Origin of the sequence: Rhizobium sp. S163 (assembly GCF_030380805.1) — a bacterium.
In the GTDB taxonomy this organism is placed as follows: domain Bacteria; phylum Pseudomonadota; class Alphaproteobacteria; order Rhizobiales; family Rhizobiaceae; genus Rhizobium.
In genome coordinates, this window is record NZ_JAUDSA010000012.1 from 216009 (window position 1) to 241459 (window position 25451).

24 protein-coding genes are annotated in these 25451 nt (G+C 61.4%); 22 read left to right on the forward strand and 2 right to left on the reverse strand.

Annotated features, from left to right (window positions below; genetic code table 11):
• Nucleotides 1–2: 2 nt before the first annotated feature.
• The 12 genes from QTL96_RS10905 to dhaL all read left to right on the forward strand — a co-directional run bounded on the left by QTL96_RS10905 (nucleotide 3) and on the right by dhaL (nucleotide 12481).
• Entirely contained in the window at nucleotides 3–1337 is a 1335-nt protein-coding gene (locus tag QTL96_RS10905) for a four-carbon acid sugar kinase family protein (protein WP_113168189.1), read from the forward strand.
• 2 nt (nucleotides 1338–1339) lie between these two features.
• Nucleotides 1340–2098, forward strand: a complete 759-nt coding sequence (locus QTL96_RS10910) for a triose-phosphate isomerase (RefSeq protein WP_289727737.1) — start codon at nucleotides 1340–1342, stop codon at nucleotides 2096–2098.
• Between the two features lie 55 nt (nucleotides 2099–2153).
• A complete protein-coding gene (locus tag QTL96_RS10915) occupies nucleotides 2154–2591 on the forward strand; it encodes an RpiB/LacA/LacB family sugar-phosphate isomerase (protein ID WP_018896827.1) in 438 nt (145 codons plus the stop codon).
• Between the two features lie 76 nt (nucleotides 2592–2667).
• The gene (locus QTL96_RS10920; protein ID WP_112943306.1) at nucleotides 2668–3495 is read left to right on the forward strand and encodes a phosphogluconate dehydrogenase C-terminal domain-containing protein; all 828 of its coding nucleotides are present in this window, start codon (nucleotides 2668–2670) and stop codon (nucleotides 3493–3495) included.
• A gap of 76 nt (nucleotides 3496–3571) precedes the next feature.
• Nucleotides 3572–4513 (forward strand): D-ribose ABC transporter substrate-binding protein, encoded by a 942-nt coding sequence (locus QTL96_RS10925; protein ID WP_018896825.1) that lies wholly within the window; start codon nucleotides 3572–3574, stop codon nucleotides 4511–4513.
• A gap of 84 nt (nucleotides 4514–4597) precedes the next feature.
• Complete coding sequence (locus QTL96_RS10930) at nucleotides 4598–5242, forward strand: DUF2291 domain-containing protein (protein ID WP_112943307.1); 645 nt, start codon at nucleotides 4598–4600, stop codon at nucleotides 5240–5242.
• 2 nt (nucleotides 5243–5244) lie between these two features.
• A complete protein-coding gene (locus QTL96_RS10935; RefSeq protein ID WP_112435306.1) occupies nucleotides 5245–6789 on the forward strand; it encodes a sugar ABC transporter ATP-binding protein in 1545 nt (514 codons plus the stop codon).
• Nucleotides 6786–7850 (forward strand): ABC transporter permease, encoded by a 1065-nt coding sequence (locus QTL96_RS10940; RefSeq protein ID WP_018896822.1) that lies wholly within the window; start codon nucleotides 6786–6788, stop codon nucleotides 7848–7850. The genes QTL96_RS10935 and QTL96_RS10940 overlap by 4 nt, the downstream gene beginning before the upstream one ends.
• A gap of 3 nt (nucleotides 7851–7853) precedes the next feature.
• Nucleotides 7854–8888 (forward strand): Gfo/Idh/MocA family oxidoreductase, encoded by a 1035-nt coding sequence (locus QTL96_RS10945; protein WP_289727738.1) that lies wholly within the window; start codon nucleotides 7854–7856, stop codon nucleotides 8886–8888.
• Nucleotides 8885–10762 (forward strand): hypothetical protein, encoded by a 1878-nt coding sequence (locus QTL96_RS10950; RefSeq protein WP_289727739.1) that lies wholly within the window; start codon nucleotides 8885–8887, stop codon nucleotides 10760–10762. The genes QTL96_RS10945 and QTL96_RS10950 overlap by 4 nt, the downstream gene beginning before the upstream one ends.
• Nucleotides 10763–10820: 58 nt before the next feature.
• Nucleotides 10821–11837, forward strand: a complete 1017-nt coding sequence (locus QTL96_RS10955) for a dihydroxyacetone kinase subunit DhaK (protein WP_289727740.1) — start codon at nucleotides 10821–10823, stop codon at nucleotides 11835–11837.
• Complete coding sequence (dhaL, locus tag QTL96_RS10960) at nucleotides 11837–12481, forward strand: dihydroxyacetone kinase subunit DhaL (RefSeq protein WP_289727741.1); 645 nt, start codon at nucleotides 11837–11839, stop codon at nucleotides 12479–12481. Before QTL96_RS10955 ends, dhaL begins: the two co-directional genes overlap by 1 nt.
• A gap of 27 nt (nucleotides 12482–12508) precedes the next feature.
• On the opposite strand, the gene QTL96_RS10965 is transcribed toward dhaL, so the two are convergent.
• The gene (locus QTL96_RS10965; RefSeq protein ID WP_112943311.1) at nucleotides 12509–13708 is read right to left on the reverse strand and encodes an ROK family transcriptional regulator; all 1200 of its coding nucleotides are present in this window, start codon (nucleotides 13706–13708) and stop codon (nucleotides 12509–12511) included.
• 232 nt (nucleotides 13709–13940) lie between these two features.
• Here QTL96_RS10965 and QTL96_RS10970 point away from each other — a divergent pair, with 232 nt between their 5' ends.
• The 5 genes from QTL96_RS10970 to ugpC all read left to right on the forward strand — a co-directional run bounded on the left by QTL96_RS10970 (nucleotide 13941) and on the right by ugpC (nucleotide 19708).
• The gene (locus QTL96_RS10970) at nucleotides 13941–15179 is read left to right on the forward strand and encodes an extracellular solute-binding protein (protein ID WP_289727742.1); all 1239 of its coding nucleotides are present in this window, start codon (nucleotides 13941–13943) and stop codon (nucleotides 15177–15179) included.
• A gap of 99 nt (nucleotides 15180–15278) precedes the next feature.
• Nucleotides 15279–16175, forward strand: a complete 897-nt coding sequence (locus tag QTL96_RS10975; RefSeq protein ID WP_289727743.1) for a sugar ABC transporter permease — start codon at nucleotides 15279–15281, stop codon at nucleotides 16173–16175.
• A gap of 5 nt (nucleotides 16176–16180) precedes the next feature.
• Nucleotides 16181–17062, forward strand: coding sequence for a carbohydrate ABC transporter permease (locus QTL96_RS10980; protein ID WP_026282700.1), 882 nt, complete (start codon nucleotides 16181–16183; stop codon nucleotides 17060–17062).
• 36 nt (nucleotides 17063–17098) lie between these two features.
• A complete protein-coding gene (locus tag QTL96_RS10985) occupies nucleotides 17099–18619 on the forward strand; it encodes a DUF5060 domain-containing protein (RefSeq protein ID WP_289727744.1) in 1521 nt (506 codons plus the stop codon).
• A gap of 24 nt (nucleotides 18620–18643) precedes the next feature.
• The gene (ugpC, locus tag QTL96_RS10990) at nucleotides 18644–19708 is read left to right on the forward strand and encodes a sn-glycerol-3-phosphate ABC transporter ATP-binding protein UgpC (RefSeq protein ID WP_289727745.1); all 1065 of its coding nucleotides are present in this window, start codon (nucleotides 18644–18646) and stop codon (nucleotides 19706–19708) included.
• Between the two features lie 317 nt (nucleotides 19709–20025).
• Here the strand turns inward: ugpC and QTL96_RS10995 are convergent, their stop codons facing one another.
• The gene (locus QTL96_RS10995; RefSeq protein ID WP_112819979.1) at nucleotides 20026–20235 is read right to left on the reverse strand and encodes a hypothetical protein; all 210 of its coding nucleotides are present in this window, start codon (nucleotides 20233–20235) and stop codon (nucleotides 20026–20028) included.
• A 173-nt stretch (nucleotides 20236–20408) separates the two neighbouring features.
• Here QTL96_RS10995 and QTL96_RS11000 point away from each other — a divergent pair, with 173 nt between their 5' ends.
• The 5 genes from QTL96_RS11000 to hutC all read left to right on the forward strand — a co-directional run bounded on the left by QTL96_RS11000 (nucleotide 20409) and on the right by hutC (nucleotide 25433).
• Nucleotides 20409–21212 (forward strand): potassium channel family protein, encoded by an 804-nt coding sequence (locus QTL96_RS11000; protein ID WP_289727746.1) that lies wholly within the window; start codon nucleotides 20409–20411, stop codon nucleotides 21210–21212.
• A gap of 85 nt (nucleotides 21213–21297) precedes the next feature.
• Nucleotides 21298–22068, forward strand: coding sequence for a glucose 1-dehydrogenase (locus QTL96_RS11005; protein ID WP_289727747.1), 771 nt, complete (start codon nucleotides 21298–21300; stop codon nucleotides 22066–22068).
• A gap of 231 nt (nucleotides 22069–22299) precedes the next feature.
• Nucleotides 22300–23628, forward strand: coding sequence for a histidinol dehydrogenase (gene hisD, locus QTL96_RS11010; RefSeq protein ID WP_289727748.1), 1329 nt, complete (start codon nucleotides 22300–22302; stop codon nucleotides 23626–23628).
• A gap of 4 nt (nucleotides 23629–23632) precedes the next feature.
• On the forward strand, nucleotides 23633–24646 hold the full coding sequence (locus QTL96_RS11015; RefSeq protein WP_289727749.1) for an alcohol dehydrogenase catalytic domain-containing protein: 1014 nt from the start codon (nucleotides 23633–23635) through the stop codon (nucleotides 24644–24646).
• A gap of 49 nt (nucleotides 24647–24695) precedes the next feature.
• Nucleotides 24696–25433 (forward strand): histidine utilization repressor, encoded by a 738-nt coding sequence (gene hutC / locus QTL96_RS11020; RefSeq protein ID WP_113198581.1) that lies wholly within the window; start codon nucleotides 24696–24698, stop codon nucleotides 25431–25433.
• Nucleotides 25434–25451 lie beyond the last annotated feature (18 nt).

Genomic DNA, 25451 nt, shown 5'->3' on the forward strand with positions numbered 1-25451 from the left:
CCATGACCAAACCTCTGCTTACCTATTACGGTGACGATTTCACCGGTTCCGCCGACGTCATGGAAGCGCTCGCCTCCAACGGCGTGCCGACCGTGCTCTTCCTCGGCATCCCCAGCACCGAGACGGCAAAGCGTTTCGCCGATTACCGCGCCTTCGGCATTGCCGGCACCAGCCGCAGCGAAACGCCGGAGTGGATGGAAAAGCATCTGCCGGCGATCTTCGAATGGTTGAAGGCGCTCGATGCCGACATCTGCCATTACAAGGTCTGCTCGACCTTCGATTCCAGCCCTGCGGTTGGCAACATCGGCAAGGCGATCGAAATCGGCAAGGCACTCTATGGCCAGCCGGTCGTACCTGTGGTCGTCGGCGCGCCGCAGCTGAAGCGCTTCACCGCTTTCGGCAATCTCTTCGCCGCCTACCAGGATCGCTACTATCGTATCGATCGCCATCCCGTCATGAGCCGTCATCCGGTGACGCCGATGGCCGAAGCCGACCTGACGCTGCATCTGGCAAAACAGACGGCACTGCCCGTAGCGCTCGCCGATCTCGTCACCACGGCGGCGCCCGATGCCGACCAGCGCATCGACGAGACGATCGCGGACTTCGATGGCATCCTGCTGATCGACGTGGACAGCGCCCAGTCGCAGGCTCTCGCCGGCCGTCAGGTCTGGCGGGCCAAGCGCGACGGCGGCCTGTTCACAGCCGGCTCGTCAGGCGTCGAATACGCATTGCTGCAGGCATGGAAGGCCGAAGGGCTGCTTGGCGAACCGACAACCTTCGCCGAGCCCGGCAAGGTCGATCGCCTTGCCGTCGTGTCCGGAAGCGTCTCGCCAACCACCGAACGGCAGATCCGCAACGCAACGGAAAACGGCTTTGACGGCATAGCCGTCGATCCGCTCGATCTCGTCGGCGAAAGCGGTGACCGCGCCATCGAAACGGCTGTCACTGAGGGCGTCCAGCGCCTGAAGGAAGGCCGCAGCGTCATCCTGCACACGGCGCTCGGCTCATCGTCAGACAAGGGAACCGATATCGATCGTATTCCCGGATCCCGCCATCGCCTCGGCTCAGCTCTCGGCACGATCCTGCGCCGGTTGATCGAAACCGAAAAGCTGCCCCGCGCGGTCATTGCCGGCGGCGACACGTCGAGCCACGCGCTGCAGGAACTGCGTGTGGACGCTCTGACGACCTTGCTGCCACTGCCGCAGACCCCCGGCTCGCCACTCTGCACCGCGCACGGCAACTACGCGCCGACCAACGGACTGCAGATCGCGCTCAAGGGCGGCCAGGTCGGAACCGACGGCTATTTCGCACAGATCCGCGACGGACGGAGGGCTTGAACATGCGCTACTGGGTTGGCACTAGCTTCAAGATGAACAAGACGCTTGGCGAGGCTCTGTCCTTTGCCGAAAAGCTGGCAGTCGCCGATGGCGATCGCCACGCGGACATCCAGCGCTTCGTCATCCCGCCCTTCACGGCGGTGCGCGAGGTCAAGAACGCTCTCGCGGACAGCTCGGTGAAGGTCGGCGCGCAGAACATGCATTGGGAGGCCGCCGGCGCCTGGACCGGCGAAATCTCGGCTCCGATGCTGAAGGATTGCAACCTCGACATCGTCGAGCTCGGCCACTCCGAGCGTCGCGAGCACTTCGGCGAGACTGACGAAACCGTCGGCCTGAAGGTCGAAAGCGCCGTCAAGCACGGCCTGATCCCGCTGATCTGCATCGGTGAGACGCTTGCCGAGCGCAACGCGGGTGATGCCGACGCGGTGCTGAAGCGGCAGGTTGAGGGCGCGCTGGCGCGCGTCGCCACCTCAGGCAAGGACGCGGAAATTCTGCTTGCCTACGAACCCGTATGGGCGATTGGCGTGAACGGCATTCCGGCCACCGCCGACTATGCCGACGAACGCCACGCGCGCATCGCCGACGTGGCCTCCAAGGCGCTTGGTCGCGCGGTTCCCGTTCTCTACGGCGGCAGCGTCAATCCAGGCAATTGCGAGGAATTGATCACGCAGCCACACATCGACGGCCTGTTCATCGGCCGCTCTGCCTGGGCCGTCGAAGGCTATCTCGACATTCTGAAGCGCGTTGCCGCGGTCATCTGATCGCAGCCACCAATTCCATTCATCCAGCCCCCGAATGATTGAAAGGACACGGACCATGAAAATCGCCATCGGAGCGGATAGCGCCGGCAAGCCATTGCTTGACGTGATCGCCGCCCACCTCGCCACCAAGGCGGGCCTCGAAGTGCATGACCTCAGTCAGGCCGGCTTTTACGCCGACCTGTCGCAGAACCTCGCGCAGACCATCGTCGACGGCCAGCATGAGCGCGGTATTCTCATCTGCGGCACCGGCATTGGCGTTTCGATCTCGGCCAACAAGGTTCCGGGCATCCGCGCCGCGCTGACGCACGACACCTACTCGGCCGAGCGCGCCGCGAAGTCCAACAATGCACAGATCATCACCATGGGCGCACGCGTGATCGGTCCGGAACTTGCCAAGTCGATCGTCGACACCTGGCTCGCCTCCGAATTCGACCCGAAGGGCGCTTCGGCAGGCAACGTCGACGCCATCAACAGGCTCGACGCGGTTAAGTAATACTTATTCTGGGGTGGTGATTGACTCATCATACCAGCAACGTTAACAATTCCAGCAAAACACGAAGTGAGGAAACATGACTTCCATTGCTCTGTTCGGCGCCGGCGGCAAAATGGGCTACCGGCTTGCAAAGAACCTTAAGGGTTCGCGCTACGACGTTCGCCACGTCGAAATCAGCGATGTCGGCAAGGCACGCCTGAAGGACGACCTCGGCCTTTCGACCGTGGACGTAGACGCAGCGCTTGACGGCGTCGACGTCGTCATCCTGGCCGTTCCGGACACGCATATCGGCAAGGTTGCCGCCAGCATCAACGACAAGCTCAAGGCCGGCACCATGGTTGTTGCGCTTGACGCCGCCGCGCCATTCGCTGGCCACTTCCCGGAGCGTCCTGATCTGACGTACTTCGTCACGCATCCGTGCCATCCGCCGATCTTCAACGACGAAACCGACATGCAGGCCAAGAAGGACCACTTCGGCGGCCTCTTCGCTAAGCAGCACATCGTTTCGGCTCTCATGCAGGGTCCGGAAGAAGCCTACGCCGTCGGCGAAGAAATCGCCAAGACGATCTGGGCACCGGTCATGCGCTCGCACCGCGTCACCGTCGAGCAGATGGCGATGCTGGAGCCGGGTCTCTCCGAGACCGTTGCCGCTTCGCTGCTCGTCGTCATGAAGCAGGCCATGGATGAGTGCGTCGCACGCGGCGTTCCGGAAGAAGCTGCCCGCGACTTCCTGCTCGGCCACCTGAACGTACTCGGCGCCGTCATCTTCGGCGAAGTCCAGGGCGTGTTCTCGGACGCTTGCAACAAGGCTATCGAATTCGGCATTCCCGCCCTGATGAAGGACGATTGGAAGCGCGTGTTCGAACCGCAGGAGATCGCTGACAGCATCAAGCGTATCACCTGATACCGATCCCGGGAGGGGGCAACCCCTCCCCTTTCACCGCCCTGCTGGGAACAGGGCTTCTTTTGGGAGGAAACCAATGAGACTGACACGTAGACTGACCGTCGCTGCCTTTGCCAGCGCGCTCGCATTTGGCGTTGCCATGCCCGCTTTTTCGGCGGACCTGATCGCCATCATCACCCCCGCACACGACAACCCGTTCTTCAAGGCTGAAGCCGTAGGTGCTGAAGCCAAGGCGAAGGAACTGGGCTATGAAGCGCTCGTGATGACGCATGACGACGACGCCAACAAGCAATCCCAGATGATCGACACCGCCATCGGCCGCGGTGCGAAGGCCATCATTCTTGACAACGCCGGCGCTGATGCGACCGTTGCCGCCGTCAAGAAGGCCAAGGACGCGGGCATTCCGTCCTTCCTCATCGACCGCGAAATCAACGCCACGGGCGTTGCCGCCGCGCAGATCGTTTCCAACAACTACCAGGGCGCCCAGCTGGGCGCGCAGGAATTCGTCAAGCTGATGGGCGAGAAGGGCAATTATGTCGAGCTCGTCGGCAAGGAATCCGACACCAATGCCGGCATCCGCTCGCAGGGCTACCATGACGTCATCGACGACTATCCGGATCTGAAGTCGGTCGCCAAGCAGTCGGCCAACTGGAGCCAGACGGAAGCCTACGCCAAGATGGAAACCATCCTGCAGGCGAACCCGGATATCCAGGGCGTCATCTCCGGCAACGACACGATGGCCATGGGCGCGATCGCCGCTCTCCAGGCCGCCGGCCGCAAGGACGTGATCGTCGTCGGCTTCGATGGCTCCAACGACGTCCGCGACTCCATCAAGTCCGGCGGCATCAAGGCCACCGTTCTGCAGCCTGCCTACGCACAGGCGCAGATGGCTGTCGAACAGGCCGACGCCTACATCAAGAACAAGACTCTTCCCAAGGAAGAGAAGCAGTTGATGGATTGCATTCTCATCAACGCCGACAACGCCTCCAAGCTCGAAACCTTCGCGATCGCCAAGTAACGACAGCTTGAGACCACTGGCGAAGAGCGCGATCATCCGCGCTCTTCGTTTCTTATCCTATTCCATAAGATTGGAGTTTCGTGGATGGCGAGGGTCAGAAGCGCGGTTGTGATCGCATTGCTTGCGATGGCACTGCCGGGCTGCAAAATCATCAAAACGCCGACGGCGGAAGAAAAGGCTGCGGAAACCGCAAAGAGCGCCTTCGATCCCGCGGCAAAGGTCGAGGCCATCTGGCAGTCGCAGGCAATTCCTTATCTGCAAAAGCGGGCCGGCGATTTGAAGGACGTCGTGGCGCTTGCTGCCTCCAGCCCGGATCAGGCCGGCGAGAAATACGGCAATCCCCGCAAGCAGGCGAGTGCGCCCTGGACCTATGCGGTCAAGCTGAGCGGTAAGGTTGTCGCCGCCGATACCGCGTCGCGCGCCGCCACGATCGATCTGGACGCCGATGGCGATGGAAAGGCCGACGCCAAGGTGCAGATTGGCCCCGCCGTGCGCGGAACGGCGCTGCGCGATACGCTTGAGTTCGTCAATTTCAACGAATTCAAGAACCAGATCGAGTGGGCCCAGTTCGGCAAGGCGTTCAACGAGAAGATCAATGCCGCGCTCCTGGGGCCCCTGCCGCGCGACGGCCTGACTGGCAAGACCGTCACGGTCACCGGCGCCTTCCCGCTGCCGTCATCCGGCCAGTTGCCGCTGGTGACCCCGGCCGAACTGACGGTAGGGCCGTAGTGATGAGCGAAACGATCGAACACGACGTTATCCTGCGCCTCGAAGAGGTGTCCAAGGTTTATTCCGGCATCGTGGCCGTCAAGCGCGCCGACCTCGAGCTCCGGCGCGGCGCGGTCAACGTGCTGGTCGGCGAGAACGGCGCTGGAAAGTCGACGCTGATGAAGATCATCGCCGGCGTCGAGCGGCCAACGCTTGGACGCATCGTCCTCGATGGCGAAACGGTCTCCTTCGACAGCCCTGCCGACGCCCAGGCGCACGGTATTGGCATGATCTTCCAGGAGCTCAACCTCTTCGCCAACATGACGGTGGCCGAAAATATCTTCGCCACCCGCGAGATCACCCGCGGCATTCGCGGCATCGATCACAAGGCGCAGATCGAAAAGGCAAACGCCTTTCTGAAGCGCCTGGATGCCGGCATCAATGCCGAAACCATGGTCGAGGACCTGCCGATCGGCCAGCAGCAGCTTGTCGAAATTGCCAAGGCGATGTCGCTCAACGCCCGCATCCTGATCATGGACGAGCCGACATCGGCGCTATCGGCCGCCGAGGTCGAAATCCTGTTCAAGGTCATCGCCGAACTGAAGGCGCAGGGTGTCGCCATCGTCTATATCTCGCACCGGCTGGAAGAGCTGATGCGGATCGGCGATTACATCACCGTGCTACGAGATGGCCAGATCACCGGCCATGCGATGGTCCGCGACATCGACACCAAGTGGATCGTCCGCTCGATGATCGGCTCGGATGCCAAGGATTTCGCCAAGGCAGCCGACCATGAGCTCGGACCGGAAGCCTTTCGCGCCGAGGAGATCAGCCTGCCGCGCAGGACCGGCGGTCTGGCCGTCGATCACGTCTCGCTTTCGGTCCGCGCGGGCGAGATCCTCGGTATCTACGGCCTGATGGGCGCGGGACGCAGCGAGTTCTTCGAATGCGTAATCGGCCGCCACAAGCACTCAACCGGCAAGATCTTCATCGACGGTCAGGAAGTACGCGCGCAGGATACGACGGGGCGGATCAGGAAGGGGCTTGCCCTCATCCCCGAGGATCGTCAGCGCGAAGGGCTGGTGCAGGTGCTCTCCATCGCCAGCAATCTGACGCTCGCCAGCCTCGATCACTTTACGCGGATCTTTCATATCAAGGCAGGCGCCGAAAGGCAGGGCATCAACGACATGATCCGCGATCTTTCCATAAAAGCGCCAAACCCGGAATTCGAAGTCACCTCGATGTCCGGCGGCAACCAGCAGAAGGTGGTTATCGGTAAGGCACTGATGACCAACCCGAAGGTTCTCCTGATGGACGAGCCCAGCCGCGGCATCGATGTCGGCGCCAAGGCGGACGTGTTCCGCACCATGCGCAGACTGGCCGCCAAGGGCCTTGCAATTTTGTTTTCAACCTCAGACCTTGAAGAGGTCATGGCCCTTTCCGACCGCATCGCCGTTCTCAGCAACGGCAAGCTGGTCGCCGTCTTCGACAGAAGCGAAGCAACGGAAGAGGCTATCATCGCGGCATCTGCCAAAGGTCACGGACACCAAGGAAAGCTCGCGTCATGACGGCGGACACCTCTTCCACATTCGGGGCCAAGCGGTCGAGCGGCTCCATTCTCCTCACGCTGATGAAGCTCAGAACCTTCATCGCCCTTTTTGCCGTGATCATCTTCTTCGCGATCTTCGCGCCGAATTTCACATCCACGGCCAACATGATCTTGATGTCGAAGCACGTCGCGCTCAACGCGTTCCTCGCCATGGGCATGACCTTCGTCATTATCACCGGCGGCATCGACCTTTCGGTCGGCTCGATCGTCGGCCTGTGCGGCATGGTCGCCGGCGCCTTGATCCTCAACGGCGTGGAACTGCCGATCGGCTACACGATCTTCTTCAACATCTATGAGATCGTGCTGATTACGCTGGCCGTCGGCCTGGCGATCGGCCTGATCAACGGCTTGTTGATCACCAAGCTCAACGTCGCGCCGTTCATCGCGACGCTCGGCACGCTTTATATCGCACGCGGCCTCGCGCTGCTCTCCTCCGACGGTCAGACCTTCCCCAATCTCGTGGGCAAGCCGGAATACATGACGACGGGCTTCGACGTCTTCGGCGCCGGCCGCATGCTGGGCCTGCCGGTCTCGATCTGGATTCTGATCGTGCTCGCCCTAATTGCCGCCTACGTGGCGCGCTCGACGCCGATCGGCCGGCATATCTTCGCCGTCGGCGGCAACGAGCGTGCAGCGCGCATGTCCGGCATCCGGGTCGATGTGGTGAAGATCTTCGTCTACATGTTCTCGGGCCTGTGCGCGGCGATCGTCGGCCTCATCATCTCGTCCGAACTGATGGCCTCGCATCCGGCCACCGGAGAAAGCTTCGAGCTCAACGCGATCGCCGCGGCGGTCCTCGGAGGCACCTCGATGTCGGGGGGACGCGGCACGATCGGCGGCACGATCATCGGCGCCTTCGTCATCGGTATCCTGTCCGACGGATTGGTCATGATGGGCGTATCGTCCTTCTGGCAGATGGTCATCAAGGGGCTGGTCATTATTATCGCGGTTGTGGTGGATCAGGCGCAGCGCCGTCTGCAACAGCGCGTGACTCTCATGCAAATGGCAAAGGCAGGATAAGCAATGACGGAATTGAATGGCGCACTCATCGGCTGCGGCTTTTTCGCGGTCAACCAGATGCATGCGTGGCAGGACGTTGCCGGGGCTTCGATCATGGCGATCTGCGATCGCGACCCCGAGCGGCTGAAAATCGTCGGCGACCAGTTCGGCATCGACAGGCGCTATAGCGATGCAGCCCAGATGTTCGCCGATGGCGGCTTCGATTTCGTCGACATCGCCACCACCGTCCAGAGCCACCGCGCTTTGGTCGAGATGGCTGCCGCACACAATGTGCCGGCGATCTGCCAGAAGCCATTCGCAAAGACGCTCGACGACGCCAAGGCCATGGTCAAGGTTTGCGCCGATGCCGGGCTGCCCCTGATGGTACACGAAAACTTCCGTTGGCAGACGCCGATCCAGGCCGTGAAGAAGGTTCTGGAATCCGGCGCGATCGGCCAGCCTTTCTGGGGCCGCTTCTCGTTCCGTTCGGGCTACGACGTCTTTTCGGGTCAGCCCTATCTCGCGGAAGGCGAGCGCTTCATCATCGAAGATCTCGGCATCCATACGCTCGATATCGCCCGCTATATCCTGGGCGACGTGGCAGCGCTCAGCGCCCGCACGAAGCGGGTCAACCCCAAGATCAAGGGCGAGGACGTCGCCACCATCCTGCTCGACCACGAAGGCGGCGCGACCTCGATCGTCGATGTCAGCTATGCCTCCAAGCTCTCGACCGAGCCTTTCCCCGAGACGCTGATCGAACTCGACGGCACCGAAGGCAGCATCCGCCTGTCGCAGGGCTACAAGCTCGAAGTAACAGGCAAGAACGGCACCGAGATCTCTGACGTGTCGCCGACGCTGCTCTCCTGGGCATCGCGCCCCTGGCACAATATCCAGGAAAGCGTCTACGCCATCCAGCAGCACTGGGCCGAGCGCCTAGCCTCCGGCGGCGAAACCTCGACCTCGGGCGCCGACAACCTCAAGACCTTCGCGCTCGTCGAGGCAGCTTATGACAGCGCCGCCAGCGGCCAGACGGTCGATGTCAAGGCGATGCTGCGATGAGCACGCCTTCAGAGGGCTTCCGGATCTACGGAACGCATGCGGTTGAGCAGGAGCCTGTCCGTCTCACCGCGGGCAGGCTGACCGCTGATCTCAGCGACGGCAATCTGCGCACGATCGCCTATGACGGTGTGGAGGTACTGCGCGCCGTCTCCTATCTCGTGCGCGATCGTGATTGGGGCACCTACGCCCCCGAAATCGCCGACCTGACCATTGAGCAAGGGGACGATGCCTTTTCGGTCCGCTACACCGCCCTTTGCAAGGGAACGAATGCGACCGAGCTGTCGATCGGCGTGCGCATCTCGGCGCAAGCCGGCTCGCCTCTGGTTTTTGAGGCCGATGCGATCTCCGGCACAGGCTTTGAGACGAACCGCTGCGGTTTCTGCATTCTTCACCCGATCGTCGGCGTTGCCGGCGCGCCGGTCACCGTCGAGCATGCCGACGGACAGCGCGTCGAGACGCGGTTCCCTGACCAGATCGAGCCGTGGCAGCCGTTCATGAACATGAGCGCGATCACCCACACCGTCATGACCAACGTGACGGCGCGGTGCGGCATGGAAGGCGATGTCTTCGAGATGGAAGACCAGCGCAACTGGTCGGATGCCTCCTACAAGACCTATGTGCGCCCGCTCGCTTTGCCCTGGCCCTACCAGATACCGGCCGGTGAAACGGTCAAGCAGCGCATCGTCCTCGATATTGCCGACAAGCGCCAGAAGCCATTGGCTGCGACGACAAATGGCCATTCGTCGCTGACGACACTGACGCTCGGCGAGCGTCGCGGGCGCATGCCAGCAATCGGCATGATCGTAACGCCGGAAGAAGCGGGCGCCGTAGTCACGGCGAGCGCCGTGCTTGGCGAGATCAAGCCACAGGAACTGCTCTTTCATTTCGACCCTGCGGCCGGACATGGTGCGGAAGCCTTCAAGCGCTTCGCCGAGGTGGCCGGGCTTCATCCCGGCACATCAACGCTCGAGATCGCGCTGCCGTGGAAGCAGCTGCTCCTTGAAGAAACGACGCTGATCGCAACTCAGATGCGCGATGCCGGCTTCAAGCCGGACGCGATCATCATCTCGCCATCGGTCGATCGCCAATCCACTCCGCCGGGCAGCAAGTGGCCGGAATGCCCGCCGCTCGAAGATGTCTACGACGCCGCGCATGCGGCATTCCCGGATATCCGCATCGGCGGCGGCATGCTCAGCTATTTCACCGAGCTCAACCGCAAGCGTGTGCCTTCCGCTCCGCTTTCCTTCATCAGCCATTGCACTAACCCGATCGTCCATGCCGCCGATGACCTCAGCGTCATGCAGACATTGGAGGCCCTGCCCTTCATCACGCGATCGGTCCGCGCAATCTATGGCGACAAGCCTTATCGCATCGGCCCATCGACAATTCCCATGCGGCAGAATCCTTACGGAAGCCGAACGATGGACAACCCGAAGGGCGGCCGGATACCGATGGCCAACACCGATCCGCGTCACAACGCTCTTTTCGCGCAAGCCTTTGCGATGGCCTATGTGGCAAAGGTGCTGGACGCCGAGCTGGAATGCCTGACTCTCTCGGCTGTGACCGGAAGTTTCGGCCTCCTTGCCGGACAGGATGAGCCCTTCACCGCCGATGGACGCCGCCCGCTCTTCAACGCGGTCAAGACGCTCGCCGGTCTCGCCGGCACCGAGTGGAGGGAGTGCCTGTCTTCCAACCCCTCGCGCGTTCTGGCGTTCGCGACGAAGGCGGCGACGTGCGCAACACTCTGGATCGTCAACATCACCGGCCGAGACCAGGAGGTTGATCTCGGATCGCTCCGGCTCTCCGACGCGTTGATGGGCGGCGTGCTCACTCTTTCCCCATATCAGACGACCTCCGTCGCGCTTTCGGATTGATCTTGCGTCTGGAAGGCGTAGCTATAGCCTTCCAGACGCGTCAATCGGGAGGACCAGCGTGAAGACCAAAAAGCTTATCAATGACGGCGGCGCGGCGGTCGATGAAATGCTCGAGGGCATCCTCGCGGCGCATCCTGACCATCTCTACGCCATCGACGGATCGCCGCGATCGATCGTTGCGAAGCGCGGCCCGCGCGATGGCAAGGTGGGGCTGGTGATTGGCGGCGGTTCCGGCCATGAACCGAGCTTCCTCGGTTTCGTTGGCAAGGGGCTGGCGGATGCTGCGGCTGTCGGCAACGTTTTTGCCTCGCCTCCGCCCGATCCGATCATCGAATGCGCAAAGGCGGTTGATCACGGCGCAGGCGTTCTCTTCATGTACGGAAACTACGCGGGCGACGTGATGAACTTCGACATGGCGGCGGAAATGCTTGCCATGGACGATATCGACGTACGCACCGTGGTGACTACCGACGACGTCGCCTCCGCACCGCGCGACCAGCGAGAAAAGCGCCGTGGCGTCGCGGGCAACGTCTTCGTCTTCAAGGCGGCCGGTGCTGCCTGTGATCTGATGTACTCGTTTGACGAGGTCGAGCGTGTCGCGCGCAAGGCCAACGACCACACCTTCACCATGGGTGTCGCCCTATCCCCCTGCTCGCTGCCGCAGACGTTGCGGCCCAACTTCGAGATCGGCGGCGATGAGATGGAGGTCGGCATGGGCATCCATGGTGAGCCCGGCGTCTCGCGCGAAACGCTGAGGCCGGCCGACGCTGTCACCGACGAACTGCTCGATGCGATATTGAAGGATGCAACTATCGCGCCGGGAACCCGCTTGGCCGTCCTGATCAACTCGCTCGGCTCCACGCCGCTGATGGAACTCTACATCATAATGCGCCGGGTGAAGGCGCGGCTGGACGAGGCTGGTCTTGTCATTCACACCTCGCTCGTCGGCAACTATTGCACCTCTCTCGAAATGGCTGGTGCATCAATCACGCTCATGGCGCTCGATGACGAATTGCAGGCTCTGATCGATCATCCATGCGATTGCGCAATGTTTCGCAGTGGGAAGGCGATCTGATGGGTGAGATGACGACGAAGGACCTTCAGCGCCTCTTCCAGGATATCGCCGACGTGATGACCGCAGAGCGGGACAATCTGTGCCAGCTGGACGGCGTCATTGGCGACGCTGATCACGGGATCGCGATGGAGCTCGGTTTTACCGCTGCAGCCAAAGCCACCGACGCACTTGACCCTGCCGAAACAGATCCGACGACGCTGTTCAACACGGCTGCCAAGGCGTTCCTGAATGCTGTCGGTGCCTCCTCCGGCCCGCTTTACGCAACCGCCTTCATGCGGGCTGGCACAGCAGTGAAAGGCAAGGCGACACTTGGCGACGATGATCTGCTCGATGTCTTTGCCGCCCTTGCCAGGGGCATCCAAGACCGCGGCAAGGCCGAGATCGGCGAAAAAACGATGGTGGATGCCTGGGCACCGGCCGCAGCGGCCTGCGAGGAGGCCAGGGCACGCGGAGACGGTTTGCGACAATGCTTTTCACAGGCACTGGAAGCGGCCGAACAGGGACGCGATGCGACCAAGGATATGGTTGCCAGCAAGGGGCGCTCCGCGCGGCTCGGCGAGCGATCTCTCGGCCATATAGACCCCGGAGCGGCGTCCGCCACCATGGTCATATCGAGCATCCGAAACGCCCTGACGTCGGAATAGGCCTCCTCCAAACTGCCGATTCGGCACTCAGGATACAGGCGACGCTTCGTTGGTGATGCGTCCGTGTTGCCGCAACACGAGCGCCACTGCGCCCATGACCGTGTCGTCGTTGCCCCGGAACGTGCCGACGACGAAGCGAGGCTTGCGCTTTTGCGGCGAGTGCGCGGGCGGCGCGACGGAGTGGCGGGCGAAACTTCGCTCCAGTCCACCGATAAAACTCTCGCCAACCTCGGCCAGCTTGCCTGCGATGATGAACAAGGGGGGATTGAGGATGGTGAAGGCAATCCCCATTCCCCAGCCCGCCATCTCGGCCGCGTCATCGACAAGTCGCGCATATCCTGGATCGCCATTGCGCGCGCGTTCGACAAACTGTTCGATGCTGACGGGCTCACGCAAGGATTGCTCGGCATATCTCAGCAGCTGGAAGCCGCCAGCGAAGGTCTCGAGACAGCCGCGATTGCCGCAGCGACACAGCGGTCCGCGCGGATCGAGCGACATGTGGCCGAACTCGGCGGCATATCCATGGGCGCCGCGCTGCACCGTGCCGTCGATGACGATGGCGCCACCGATGCCGAGGTCGAACTTGAAGAGGACGAAGTTGGTTTCCCCAACCGCCGCTCCCCAGGTCATTTCCGCTAGAGCGCCGCAATGGCTCTCGTTTTCGACATGGATTGGGCAACCGAGCTGCTCGAAAAACACATCGGCGATATTGGTGCCGCACCATGTCGGCAAGATGGAGCCGTTGAGGATTTCACCGTCATATGAAACCGGCGCGGAAATCGCCAACCCCACGCCCAGCAGTTCGGACATTTCCACACCAAGGAGAGCACATTGCTCCTCAAGGCTCGCCCGCACACATCGCGCGGCGTCCTCAGGCGTATAGTCCGTGTCCATCGCGAACCAGATATCCGACAGTACGGTGTGGGCGAGGTCGCAGATCGCGATGCGGATTTCGCCAAGCCCAAGGAGCACGCCAGCGCACCGTCCCGCCGCCGGATTCAGAGACAAAAGCTGTGATGGCCGCCCAAAACCGTTGCTCTTCGTATCGACGTCGAGAACGACGCCGCTATCTTTCAGCTCGGTGAGTAGCGTGGACACGGTCGACCGCGCCAACCCTGTCGACTTCACCAGTTGTGTCGCGGTCGCGGATCCGATCGCCGCAATCGCGCGTACGATGCGCCCCGCCGGCGCGGTTTGATCCTCGAAAAGTTCCCTTATGCCAACCATTCACAGCTCCTCTCCATGAAATAGCGCTGACTCGCCGCTCGGCCGCAAGATATTTCTGAACAGAAATTAATAGCGCCTATCCCACGCGTAAAATCTCCTGTTTCGAAAATTAAAGCCCGAGCTTTAGCATATATGCAACCTACTTTGTTCATATACGAAATAAGTCTTGACTTCAGTCGAAATTTTCGAGAGTGTAAACATTAGCGGAGAGGACCGCACAAGGGAGGGTTTAATGACGATCAAGACTACACTCATGGCCACGCTATCCGTGCTCGCGATCACCGCGACGAGCCTGAAAGCGGAAGACCTGACGCTCTGGACGCTGAACTTCGACAACAACGCTGCCAACGTCGCGCTCAAGAAGGTCGCAACCGACTTCGAAGCTGCAAATCCCGGCACCAAGGTTGAAATCGTTCAGCGCGCCATCGATGAGCACAAGACCGCGCTGCGTGTCGCGGCCGGCTCGAACAAGGGCCCCGACATCTACTTCAGCTGGGCAGGCCTTGGCCTGGGCGGCGAATATGTGAAGGCCGGCCTTTCAGCACCGCTCGACAAATATTACACCGAATACAAGTGGACCGATGAGCTGCTTCCGGCTGCAGCCGCATTCGCCGACCTCTATCCCGGTGGCAAGCATGGCGTTCCCTTCACCTTCAAGGGCGAAGCCGTCTATTACAACAAGAAGCTGTTCCAGCAGGCCGGAATCACCGAAGAGCCGAAGACCTATGAAGAGTTTCTGGCCGACGCGGAAAAGCTGAAGGCATCAGGCATTCCCGCCTTCACCTTCGGCGGATCGGTCAACTGGCACGTCATGCGCCTGATGGACGTCATCTTGGAAACGAAGTGCGGCGCCGAAAGGCACGACGCGCTGAAGGCCATGAAGGCTGATTGGTCTACCGAGCCTTGCGCCACCGACGCCTTCACCGAGTTCGCCAAGTGGACGAAGGATTATACGCTGCAGCCTTTCATGGGCATCGACAACAAGCAGTCCTACAGTCTGTTCACGGCAGGGCGCGCGGCGATGATGCTGGAAGGCGACTGGCTGGTCAGCCAGCTGGAAACCAGCGGCGCCAATCTGGACGACTACGGCATGTTCCCGTTCCCGACCAACACGCAGCGCCTCTACGGATTTGCCGAGTATAACTACATCAGCACCAAGAGCCCGCATCCGGATCTCGCCGCGAAGTTCCTCGACTACTTCCTGTCGACCAAGGTGCAGCAGGATCTCGTCGGCCAGATCAGCTCGACATCGGTCAACAAGAACGTCCAGTACGCGAACCAGAAGCCGCTGGAAGCCGAATGGCTTGATGTCTTCAAGACCTACGGCAAGGTCTACATGAACGGCGACCAGGCCTTCCCGCTTGACGTCACGACCGAGTATTTCCGCGTGATCAACGACGTCGCAGCCGGCAACACCGAACCGGCCGATGCAGCGAAGCAGCTGCAGACGTTCATCGCCGGTCGCACCTAAGTCCTCCCAGGACATCGGTCGGTCCCGCACCTTGCTGGGACCGACCACCGCTCAATCCAATGCCACTCGCCAGACACACGTCGCGCGGAGCAGATACCCATGTCATTGAAAAATCGAACACACGACCCGCGCTTCCAGGCGCTCCTGTTGCTCGCGCCTGCCATGGCGATCTACGCGGTCTTCGCGCTTTACCCGATGTTAAACGTCGTGCTCCTCAGCTTCCAGAAGTGGAACGGACTAGATCCGCAACGCCCCTTCGTCGGCCTGGCGAACTACCAGTACATCTTCACGCGCGATCCGGTGTTCTGGGTCGCCTTCAAGAACACGGTCATCTGGACCATCATGTCGGTGGCCTTCCCGCCGATGGTCGGCCTGTTGCTGGCGCTGACGCTCAATCAGAAGATCTTCGGCCGCAACACGTTTCGCGCCATCTTCTATCTCCCCGTCATCATCGCGCCGATCGCGGTCGCGACGATGTGGAAGTGGATGTACGACCCCTTCTTCGGCCTGTTCAGCCAGCTCATGACCAATATGGGCCTGCAGATGTGGATCAAGGACTGGCTAGGCGACCGCAACATCGCGCTCTACTCGGTCTTCGTCGCCTATCTCTGGCAGTCCGTCGGCTTCTCGATGGTGCTGTTCCTCGCCGGCCTTCAGAACGTGTCGCAGACGCTGGTCGAAGCCGCCCGCATCGATGGCGCCGGTCGCTGGGCAATCTTCAAGCATGTGACCTTTCCGGCCCTGCGCACCACGATGACCATCGTGCTCGTTCTCTCGATCATCTCGTCGCTGAAGGCATTCGATATCGTCTACGGCCTCACCGGCGGCGGACCGGCGCAATCCACGCAGATGCTGGCGCTCTGGGCCTTCACGCAGGCGATGCAGATTTTCGATTTCGGCAGGGGTGCTGCCATCTCCGTCGTGCTGCTCATGATCACCATCGCGATCGTGGTGCCCTATCTGCGCTGGACGCAAAAGCATGAGGACACCGAATAATGACGATGACATCATCAGGACCGATCTCTGTGTCTGAAACCATCACCACCACGAACAAGCCCGGCCGTGACCCCGTCCTGATCGGCCTGTGGATCGCGCTGATCATCGTAGCCCTCGTCTGGTTCGCGCCCTTCGTTTTCATCGTCTTCACATCGCTGAAGACGAAGGCAGCGGTGACAAGCACCGGCGCGTTCATGCCGCCGGTCGAATTCGCCTTCGAGAACTATGCCAGTGCATGGAGCCGCGGCAACTTCGCCGAGTCGTTCATGAACAGCGTGATCATCACCGTCTTCAAGGTGCCGCTTGGCCTCGCCATGTCGGCGATGGCGGCCTACGCACTGGCGAAGATCAAGATGAAAGTAAGCAAGCTCCTGCTGCTTATCGTCGTCTTCGGAACTATGATCCCGTTCCAGGTGATGCTGGCGCCGCTCTTCACGCTGGTCAATTCCTTCGGCCTGATCGACACCTATCCCGGCGTCATCCTGCCCTACATCGCCTTCGGCGTTCCCTACCAGGTCTTCATCCTGCATGGCTTCTTCAAGGGCCTGCCGAAGGAGCTGTCCGAGGCCGCGCTGATTGATGGCGCCACTCACTTCACCATCTTCCGGCGCATCTTCCTGCCGGTCTGCCTGCCGGTTCTGGCTGCGCTCCTCATCCTCGACTTCGTCTCCACCTGGAACGAATTCGCGATGGCGCTGGTGCTTCTTCAGGACCAACACATGTGGACGCTGCCGCTCGGCCTGATGTCCTTCCAGGGCCAGTTCTCCAGCGATTACGGCCAGTTGAACGCCGCGATCGTGATGACGGTCCTGCCCGCAACGCTCGTCTATCTCATTTTCCAACGGTACTTCGTCTCAGGCCTCACCTCTGGTGCGGTCAAAGGCTGAGCGACCGAAATTCAAAGTCTTTCGAGGAGATCTTTCATGTCCACAGCAACAGTCGAAAAATGGGGTGTGTTCGAAGCGGCCTTCAACGGCCCGTCCGGCGGCAATCCCTATCTCGACGTGAGCCTCGACGCCGTCTTCACCCATAAGAGCCGCGAAGTCCGCGTGCCGGGTTTCTATGACGGCGATGGCGTCTATCGCGTGCGCTTCATGCCCGATGTCGAAGGCGAGTGGTCGTTCCAGACGCGCTCGCAGACCGCCGAGCTCAACGGCAAGACCGGCGCATTCGTCGCAACCGCACCGTCTGCCGGCAACCATGGCCCAGTTCGCGTGCGTAACAAGTTCCATTTCGCCTATGCTGACGGCAAGCCGTTCCTCTCTTTCGGCACGACCTGCTACGCCTGGACGCATCAGCCGCTTGAGATGCAGGCGCAGACGCTTGAGACGCTGAAGACCGCAGGCTTCAACAAGATCCGCATGGGCGTATTTCCCAAGGACTACCCCTATAACACCAACGAACCGCTCTATCCCTCTTTTGAAAGTGGCGCCGACGGCAAGGAAGATTTCGATCGTCCGAACCCGGTCATGTTCCGCCATTTCGAACAGCAGGTCGCGGCTCTCTGCGAACTCGGCATCGAAGCCGACATCATCATGTTCCACCCCTACGATCGCTGGGGCTACGCCGACATGTCGGCCGAACAGGATTTTCGCTATGTCGCCTATCTCGCGGCACGCCTTGCCGCCTACCGTAACGTCTGGTGGGCGCTCGCCAACGAGTACGACTTCCTGCTCGACACCAAGCCGGTGGAGCAGTGGGACCGCTATTTCCACATCCTGGAAGAGAACGATCCCTACCAGCACCTGAAGTCGATCCACAACGGCGAGGTGTCGATGAACTTCGATCACCGCAAGCCATGGGTCACGCATACCTGCATTCAGAACCCCGACGTCAAGCTGACGCAGACCTGGCGCGACGCCTATGGCAAGCCCGTCGTCAATGACGAGCCGGAATATGAAGGCAACATCGTGCAGTGCTGGGGCAACCTGACGGCGCAGGAACTGGTGCACCGCTTCTGGATCACCGTGACGCGCGGCGGCTATGCCGGACATGGCGAGACCTATTCGCACCCTGATGATCTGATCTGGTGGGCCAAGGGCGGCGAGCTGCGCGGCGAAGCCTGGAAGCGCATAAGCTTCTTCCGTAACCTCTTGGAGCAGGACGTGACACACGGCCTTGATCCCATGGGCGCTGTCGGCGAATGGCCGTGGACCCGCGTTTCCGGCGTGCGCGATGGCAGCACCGACCTGCGCTACATCTATCTCGGCGAGCATCAGCCCGTCGTCTGGTCCTCGGGCTTCCCGAAAGATGGCGACAACTATGAGGTCGACATCATCGACACGTGGAACATGACGATCACGCCCGCCAAGAAGGTGGAAGCGCCGATTCCGCACCCGACACGCCACGGCGCGATCGTGCGCGGCGGCAAGGCGGACGCCGCCTTCGGTGTCGAGCTGCCGGGCAAGCCATATCTGGCACTTCGCGTGCGCAGCGAGCGTTGAGCAGGTCTCACAGGGAGGAATTCTATGTCCGGATTGGCCATTAGAAATGTCAAGAAATCATACGGTGCCGTCGACATCATTCACGGCGTGGACGTCGACATCGCCGATGGCGAGTTCGTCATTCTCGTTGGCCCGTCCGGATGCGGAAAATCGACCCTGCTCAGAATGATCGCTGGGCTGGAGGAGATCACCGGAGGCGAGATTTCGATCGGCGGCCGCGTCGTCAACAATCTGCAGCCCAAGGATCGCGACATCGCGATGGTATTCCAGAACTACGCGCTCTATCCACAGATGACGGTGGCCCAGAACATGGGCTTCGCGCTGGAACTGGCCGGCGCAAAGAAGGCGGAGATCGACAAAAAGGTCGGCGAGGCTGCCGGCATCCTCGGCCTCCAGCCGCTGCTTAGCCGCAAGCCGGCGCAGCTCTCCGGCGGCCAGCGCCAGCGCGTCGCCATGGGCCGCGCCATCGTGCGCGATCCCAAGGTGTTCCTCTTCGACGAGCCGCTCTCCAACCTCGACGCCAAGCTGCGCGTCAAAATGCGCGCGGAAATCAAGGCCCTGCACCAGCGCCTGAAGACCACGATCGTCTACGTGACGCACGACCAGATCGAAGCCATGACCATGGCCGACAAGATCGTCGTGTTGCAGGGCGGTAAGGTCGAGCAGATCGGCACGCCGCTGGAACTCTACGATCGGCCGCAGAATGTTTTCGTCGCGGGCTTCATGGGTTCGCCGGCGATGAACTTTCTCGAAGGCAAGTTGACGGGCGGCGACACACCGCGGCTGACACTGGCATCCGGCCAACAGGTCGAGCTCTCGCAGGGTGCCGCGAACACCGATGGCCGCGAAGTCATCGTCGGCATTCGCCCTGAGGACCTCGCCTTCGCGCAAGACGACGGCGTTCCGGCCACCGTCAGCGTGGTGGAACCGACAGGATCTGAAACCCATGTCGCGCTTGAGGTCGAAGGCAAGGAGGTCACCTGGGTCATGCGCGAGCGCGCCGACCTGACACCGGGCCAGGTCATCAAGCTCTCGCTGAAATCGCCGAACGTGCATTTCTTCGACAAGGCTACGCAGCGCCGCATCTAGACTGCGACAAAACGAACAAGACTTGCATTCGTCGTTTCAAGGCGTTGGATGCAAGGCTTTGGCAGCAGTATTGCTTTCAAGGCAGGTATTGTCCCCATCGCGTGGCTGGTAACCTTACCAGCTAACCAAGCAACGTACTTTCAGTTGCATGGCAACATGAAGCAATGCCATCAAACGGACAGCGGTCCCAAACACCGTGGTCCGTGGGGTTACGGATCGGTAAACCCGTCCTCGCGGGGCGAGGACGGGTTCTAGACTTTCTATTATGCGATGAAATAGCTTTCAACGCCCGAAACCGAGCGTTGGCAGACAGTCGCTCAAGACGCCGTCTTGACCTGTGTTTCAGCTTGTTCGGCACGCATGCCGGCGCAAAACGCGGCCGTTCTGTTTGCGGCAAAGGCATGCGCGCGCTTTTTGGCCGCCGTTTCGAGCAATTCGGCGAAAACGCCGAGGCTGATCCGATCGGCCCGCAGCATCTGGCGGATCATCGGATCCCTCAACACTTCCGACATGGTCATGTCCTGCATGGCACACTCCTTTGTTGCAAGGAGGGATACTACGCGCATGTAACACCCAAATGTCGCCAGCGTGGCAGGATCAAGGCAAATGACACGTTGCAGTTGCTGGATGTCGCTGCGCCGATTTCATTTCCGCCCAGCTTCGCGGTTGAAAAGCTGAAAGCGATTGATAGTTCTGGCGCATGAGCAACGCGCGTACCGATTCAAACGATGCAGGCGGCACCGTCAAGACACTCCGAAAGCAACTGAACTGGCTGCAACGCGGAAGGGATATCCGTTCGCTTCAGCTGCAGGGTTTGCTTGCCTTCGTCGATCTCGCCATCTTGGCCTTCTTCCTGTTCGGGCCCTATCTGAGGACCGGGCCGTCCTATCTCATCATCGACTATATGATCGCCGTGTGGGTGACGATCGAACTGATCGCCCAGGCGATCGTTGCCGGAAGCCTGAAGGCTTTCGTGAAACGACCGATGAGCTGGATCGATCTTTTCATCCTGGCGACGCTGCTGCTTCCGGACTTGCTGTTCAACTTCACCTTCCTGCGGGCCATGCGGATCTGGGCGATCGGCAACAGCCCATTCCTGAAAGAGGGATTGCGGCGCCTTGGCTGTGCGCATCTGCTGGATGTCGTACGCGCCTGCGTCAACCTCGTGGTCTTCCTCTTCATCGTCACCGGCTTCGTCTACACCACATTCTTCTACCGCCAAGGCGGATGGGAGGGCTTCGTGGATGCCTTGTATTTCACCGTGGCGACGGTCACGACGACGGGCTTCGGCGACATCACCTTGCCCGGCGCCATGGGAAAGCTGACATCGATCGTGACGATGATCGTCGGCATCTCGCTCTTCGTCCGCCTCGCGCAGGCGGTCGTGCGTCCCTACAAGGTGAACTTCCCCTGCCCGCAATGCGGCCTGCAGCGCCATGATGCCGACGCCGTGCATTGCAAGGCCTGCGGACATCTGCTGAACATTCCCGACGAAGGCCAGTGACGGCGGCGCGATCAGCCACGACCGTTATATGTATAGATATGATCGCGGAAAGATGCTTTCCTCGGCGCAACATCGGAGGGATCACATGTCCGGACATCCATTCAATCTGAAGGGGCGGGTCGCCGTCGTCACCGGCGCCAGCCGCGGCCTTGGCCAGGCGATCGCCCTTGCGCTGGCGGATGCGGGCGCCGACCTCTGCATCACGGCGAGAGTGCTGACGTCGCTGCAGGACACGAAGACCAAGGTAGAAGGCCGGGGTGTGCGCTGCATCGCTATCGCACAAGATGTCGGCGATCTCACCTCGATCGACGCAGCGCTGGAACAGGCATGCGCGCTTACCGGCAGGATCGACATCCTCGTCAACAATGCCGGCATCGAGCAGGTCGCGCCTTCGCTCGATGTGGACGAAGCGCTGTGGGACCGGATTGTCGGAACCAATCTCAAGGGCGCATTCTTCTGGTCGCAGGCGGCGGCGAAGCGCATGTCCAAGCAGGAGACCAGCGGCAGCATCATCAATCTCTGCTCCCTGACCTCCTTTGTCGGCATTCCGACCGCCGTTCCCTACGGCTCATCCAAATCCGGTCTGCTAGGGATGACGCGTGCGCTCGCCGCCGAATGGGCCGAGGCCGGTATTCGCGTGAACGCGATCGCGCCCGGCTATTTCAGGACAGCGATGACCGACGGCTTCTATGAGGACGAGGACTGGCAGGCGCGCATGCTGACAAGGATCCCGCAGCGCCGCTTTGGCGAGGCGGCTGATCTCGGGGGCGCCGTCGTGTTTCTCGCCAGCGACGCGGCGGGCTATATCACCGGCCATTGCCTCCCCGTCGACGGCGGTTTCCTCGCCTCCATCTGACACATGACCGCCAGCAAGGTGCGGCGCACAATTCTCCGCGCAAAGTGCGTTGACATGGCATGTATATACATGTTTCACTCGGTCAAAATAAAATAATGCGGAACATCAATCCTCGACCTGAGCCACTGGTTTGAGTAGACAGCCGATCGAACGAACATCGGCGGCGAAGCTGTGCCCATTGCTGGGTTTTCGCCGGCGCTTGCCCAAGACGCCAACAAGGTTACGTGCACAATGACTGAAGTCTCCTTTTACGAATATTCGAAGCTTTCTTCAGACGAGAAATCGGCTCTGCTTCGCCGGTCGGAGACCGACATCTCCGGCTTCATCGAGAAGGTGGGCCCGATCCTCGAGGCGGTTCGCACGGAAGGCGACCGGGCTGTTGCACGCTTCGGCCGCGAGCTTGACAAGGCGGACGTAACGGAAAGCTCGATCCAGGTGACCGAGGCCGAGTTCGACGCCGCCTCCAAGCTCGTCGAGGACGACGTCATCGAGGCGATCAAGTTCGGCATATCTAACATCCGCACCTTCCACGATGAGCAGAAGCCCGAGGCCATGTGGCTGAAGGAAATTCGCCCGGGCGCCTTCGCCGGCGACCGCTTCACGCCGATCCAGTCCGTCGCGCTCTACGTGCCGCGCGGAAAGGGCTCCTTCCCCTCGGTCACGATGATGACCTCGGTTCCGGCCGTGGTTGCCGGCGTGCCGAACCTTGCGATCGTCACCCCGCCCGCGCCGGATGGAAGCGTCGATGCCGCAACACTGGTCGCGGCCCGTCTCGCTGGTGTCAACACCGTCTACAAGGTCGGCGGCGCCCAGGCCGTCGCCGCCGTCGCCTACGGCACGGAAACGATCAAACCGGCGCTGAAGATCGTCGGGCCGGGCAGCCCGTGGGTCGTCGCCGCGAAGCGTCTCCTGTCAGGCGTGATCGACACAGGCCTGCCGGCAGGCCCATCCGAGGCGATGATCTTCGCCGATGACACCGTGCATGGCGGGCTCGCAGCACTCGACCTCTTGATCGAAGCCGAGCACGGCCCGGATTCGTCCGCCTATCTCGTCACCCACAGCCGTCGTGTTGCGGAAGAAGCCATCGCGGCCCTTCCGGAGCATTGGGGCCGGATGACGGAACAGCGCGTCGGCTTCTCCAAGACCGTGCTCACAGGAAAATGCGGCGGCGTCGTGCTGACCTCCTCGATCGAGGAGAGCTATGCCTTCGTCAACGCCTACGCGCCTGAGCACCTCGAAATTCTCTCCACCGACGCCTTCGCGCATCTCGGCCACATCACCGAGGCCGCCGAGATTCTACTCGGACCGCACACGCCCGTCAGCATCGGAAATTTCTGTCTGGGTCCGAACGCAGTGCTCCCAACCAGCCGGTGGGCGCGCACCTATGGCCCGCTGTCGGTCACTGACTTCGTCAAGCGCAGCTCGATAGGCTACGTCACAGCACCTGCTTATCCCGAATTCGCAGCGCATGCTCACAAGCTTGCGCTGTACGAAGGCTTCTCCTCGCACGCCAATGCCGTCTCCGACGTGCGCGACGCTTACCTGAAGACGAAAGGCTGAGCCCTTGAAAGCTGTGCGCCTCCACGATGCTGGGGATTTGCGGGTCGAAGCGATCGACCCGCCATCGGCCCCACCCAGTGGCTTCGTCAATGTGGAGATTCGCGCCGCTGGCATATGCGGCTCCGACCTGCACAACTTCCGCACCGGCCAGTGGATCAGCAGGCGCCCCTCGACGGCAGGTCACGAGTTCTGCGGCCGGGTGACGGATGTCGGCGAGGGAGTCGAGGATATCATGGTCGGCGACTACGTGGCGGCCGACTCGCGCGTCTACTGCGGCACCTGCCCCGCCTGCACGTCGGGCCGCAGCAATATATGCGAGGCGCTGGGCTTCGTCGGAGAGGCATGCGACGGCGGTTTTGCCGAGCATGTTCAGCTGCCGGCAAAGCTGCTCTTCAAGCATGAGCCAACGTTGGCACCGAAGGTCGCGGCGATGGCGGAGCCGCTCGCGGTTGCGCTGCATGCTGTCAAACGCCTCAACGCAGCACAGAATGAAGCGGTTCTCGTTATCGGCTGTGGCACGATCGGCGGCTTGAGCGGGCTGCTGTTGTCGAAGCTCCATAAGGGCAAGCTTCTGTTCGCCGACACCAATGCCGAGCGCGCGGCGCTGGTCGCGCGCATCTGCAGCGGGACGGCGGTCGCGCTGGACAAGGCTGCGATCGACACCGCGCTGATTGGCGAACGGCTGCGCTATGCCATCGATGCGACAGGCAACGTTGATGCGATTGCCGCCGGCCTCGATCTGCTTGCCGGCGGCGGCGGCTTGGCGCTTGTCGGCATCAGCCATGGTAAACTGGATCTCGATCCGAATATCCTGGTCGAACGGGAAATATCGTTGGTCGGCTGTCATGCTTTCGCATCCGAGCTGCCGGAAGCAATCGCCCTGCTGGCCGAGTTGGAGCCAGCGCTCATCGAATTCAGCGAGGTCTTGGCGTCGCTCGACGATGTCCCGAATGCTTATCAGCGGCTGCTCAAAAGCCAGAGCCAGAAATTGAAGACCATCGTCGAGATTGCGGATTGAGGTTCGCCACGCGATAGCCGTTCACGAGAACGAACTGGAGAGTTTGTCATTGAGTGCACTTTCGGATTCGGCATCGCCGCTCTACGAGAAGGTCAAGGACTTCGTGCTCGCGAACATCGGCAGCGGCAAGTGGGCGCAGAATGCCCGGCTTCCCTCCGAAAACGATCTCGTGAATTCGCTGGGCGTCTCCCGAATGACCGTTCACCGTGCGCTGCGCGAACTCACCTCGGAAGGCCATCTTCGCAGGGTCCAGGGCGTCGGCACCTTCGTCGCGCCGCCCAAGGCGCAGTCGACGCTGATCGAAGTCAGCAACATCATCAACGAGATCCTTGATCGCGGCGGAAAGCATCGCGCCGGCGTCATCCTGCTCGAGCGCGTCGAACATCCCGCGCCCGCCATTGTCCGCGCATTCGAATTCGATCGCGTCAAACCCGTCGATCACTCACTCGTCGTGCATTTCGAAAATGACATTCCGGTGCAGCTGGAGGAGCGGTATGTGAACCCCGCTCTCGTCCCGCATTATCTCGATCAGGACTTCACCTCGATCGCGACGCTGGAATATCTGCAGCGCTGCACGCCGCTGACCGAGGTCGAACACTTGATCAGCGCGGTGCCTGCCGGCGCGGAGCAGGCGCGTCTGCTGCACATGCCCGAGCGCGACAGCTGCCTCGTCCTGCACCGCAAGACCTGGACCGGCGCCACGGTCGCGACCGTCAACACCTTCACTCATGTCGGCAGCCGCTACTCCCTCGGCAGCCGGTATCGCCCGACCCACAAGCCTGCCTGACAACACGCATCAACACCC

Coding starts and splice junctions, on each gene's coding strand:
- QTL96_RS10905 (WP_113168189.1), top strand. CDS start 3: ATGACCAAACCTCTGCTTACCTATTACGGTGACGATTTCACCGGTTCC.
- QTL96_RS10910 (WP_289727737.1), top strand. CDS start 1,340: ATGCGCTACTGGGTTGGCACTAGCTTCAAGATGAACAAGACGCTTGGC.
- QTL96_RS10915 (WP_018896827.1), top strand. CDS start 2,154: ATGAAAATCGCCATCGGAGCGGATAGCGCCGGCAAGCCATTGCTTGAC.
- QTL96_RS10920 (WP_112943306.1), top strand. CDS start 2,668: ATGACTTCCATTGCTCTGTTCGGCGCCGGCGGCAAAATGGGCTACCGG.
- QTL96_RS10925 (WP_018896825.1), top strand. CDS start 3,572: ATGAGACTGACACGTAGACTGACCGTCGCTGCCTTTGCCAGCGCGCTC.
- QTL96_RS10930 (WP_112943307.1), top strand. CDS start 4,598: ATGGCGAGGGTCAGAAGCGCGGTTGTGATCGCATTGCTTGCGATGGCA.
- QTL96_RS10935 (WP_112435306.1), top strand. CDS start 5,245: ATGAGCGAAACGATCGAACACGACGTTATCCTGCGCCTCGAAGAGGTG.
- QTL96_RS10940 (WP_018896822.1), top strand. CDS start 6,786: ATGACGGCGGACACCTCTTCCACATTCGGGGCCAAGCGGTCGAGCGGC.
- QTL96_RS10945 (WP_289727738.1), top strand. CDS start 7,854: ATGACGGAATTGAATGGCGCACTCATCGGCTGCGGCTTTTTCGCGGTC.
- QTL96_RS10950 (WP_289727739.1), top strand. CDS start 8,885: ATGAGCACGCCTTCAGAGGGCTTCCGGATCTACGGAACGCATGCGGTT.
- dhaL (WP_289727741.1), top strand. CDS start 11,837: ATGGGTGAGATGACGACGAAGGACCTTCAGCGCCTCTTCCAGGATATC.
- QTL96_RS10965 (WP_112943311.1), bottom strand. CDS start 13,708: ATGGTTGGCATAAGGGAACTTTTCGAGGATCAAACCGCGCCGGCGGGG.
- QTL96_RS10970 (WP_289727742.1), top strand. CDS start 13,941: ATGACGATCAAGACTACACTCATGGCCACGCTATCCGTGCTCGCGATC.
- QTL96_RS10975 (WP_289727743.1), top strand. CDS start 15,279: ATGTCATTGAAAAATCGAACACACGACCCGCGCTTCCAGGCGCTCCTG.
- QTL96_RS10980 (WP_026282700.1), top strand. CDS start 16,181: ATGACATCATCAGGACCGATCTCTGTGTCTGAAACCATCACCACCACG.
- QTL96_RS10985 (WP_289727744.1), top strand. CDS start 17,099: ATGTCCACAGCAACAGTCGAAAAATGGGGTGTGTTCGAAGCGGCCTTC.
- ugpC (WP_289727745.1), top strand. CDS start 18,644: ATGTCCGGATTGGCCATTAGAAATGTCAAGAAATCATACGGTGCCGTC.
- QTL96_RS10995 (WP_112819979.1), bottom strand. CDS start 20,235: ATGCAGGACATGACCATGTCGGAAGTGTTGAGGGATCCGATGATCCGC.
- QTL96_RS11000 (WP_289727746.1), top strand. CDS start 20,409: ATGAGCAACGCGCGTACCGATTCAAACGATGCAGGCGGCACCGTCAAG.
- QTL96_RS11005 (WP_289727747.1), top strand. CDS start 21,298: ATGTCCGGACATCCATTCAATCTGAAGGGGCGGGTCGCCGTCGTCACC.
- hisD (WP_289727748.1), top strand. CDS start 22,300: ATGACTGAAGTCTCCTTTTACGAATATTCGAAGCTTTCTTCAGACGAG.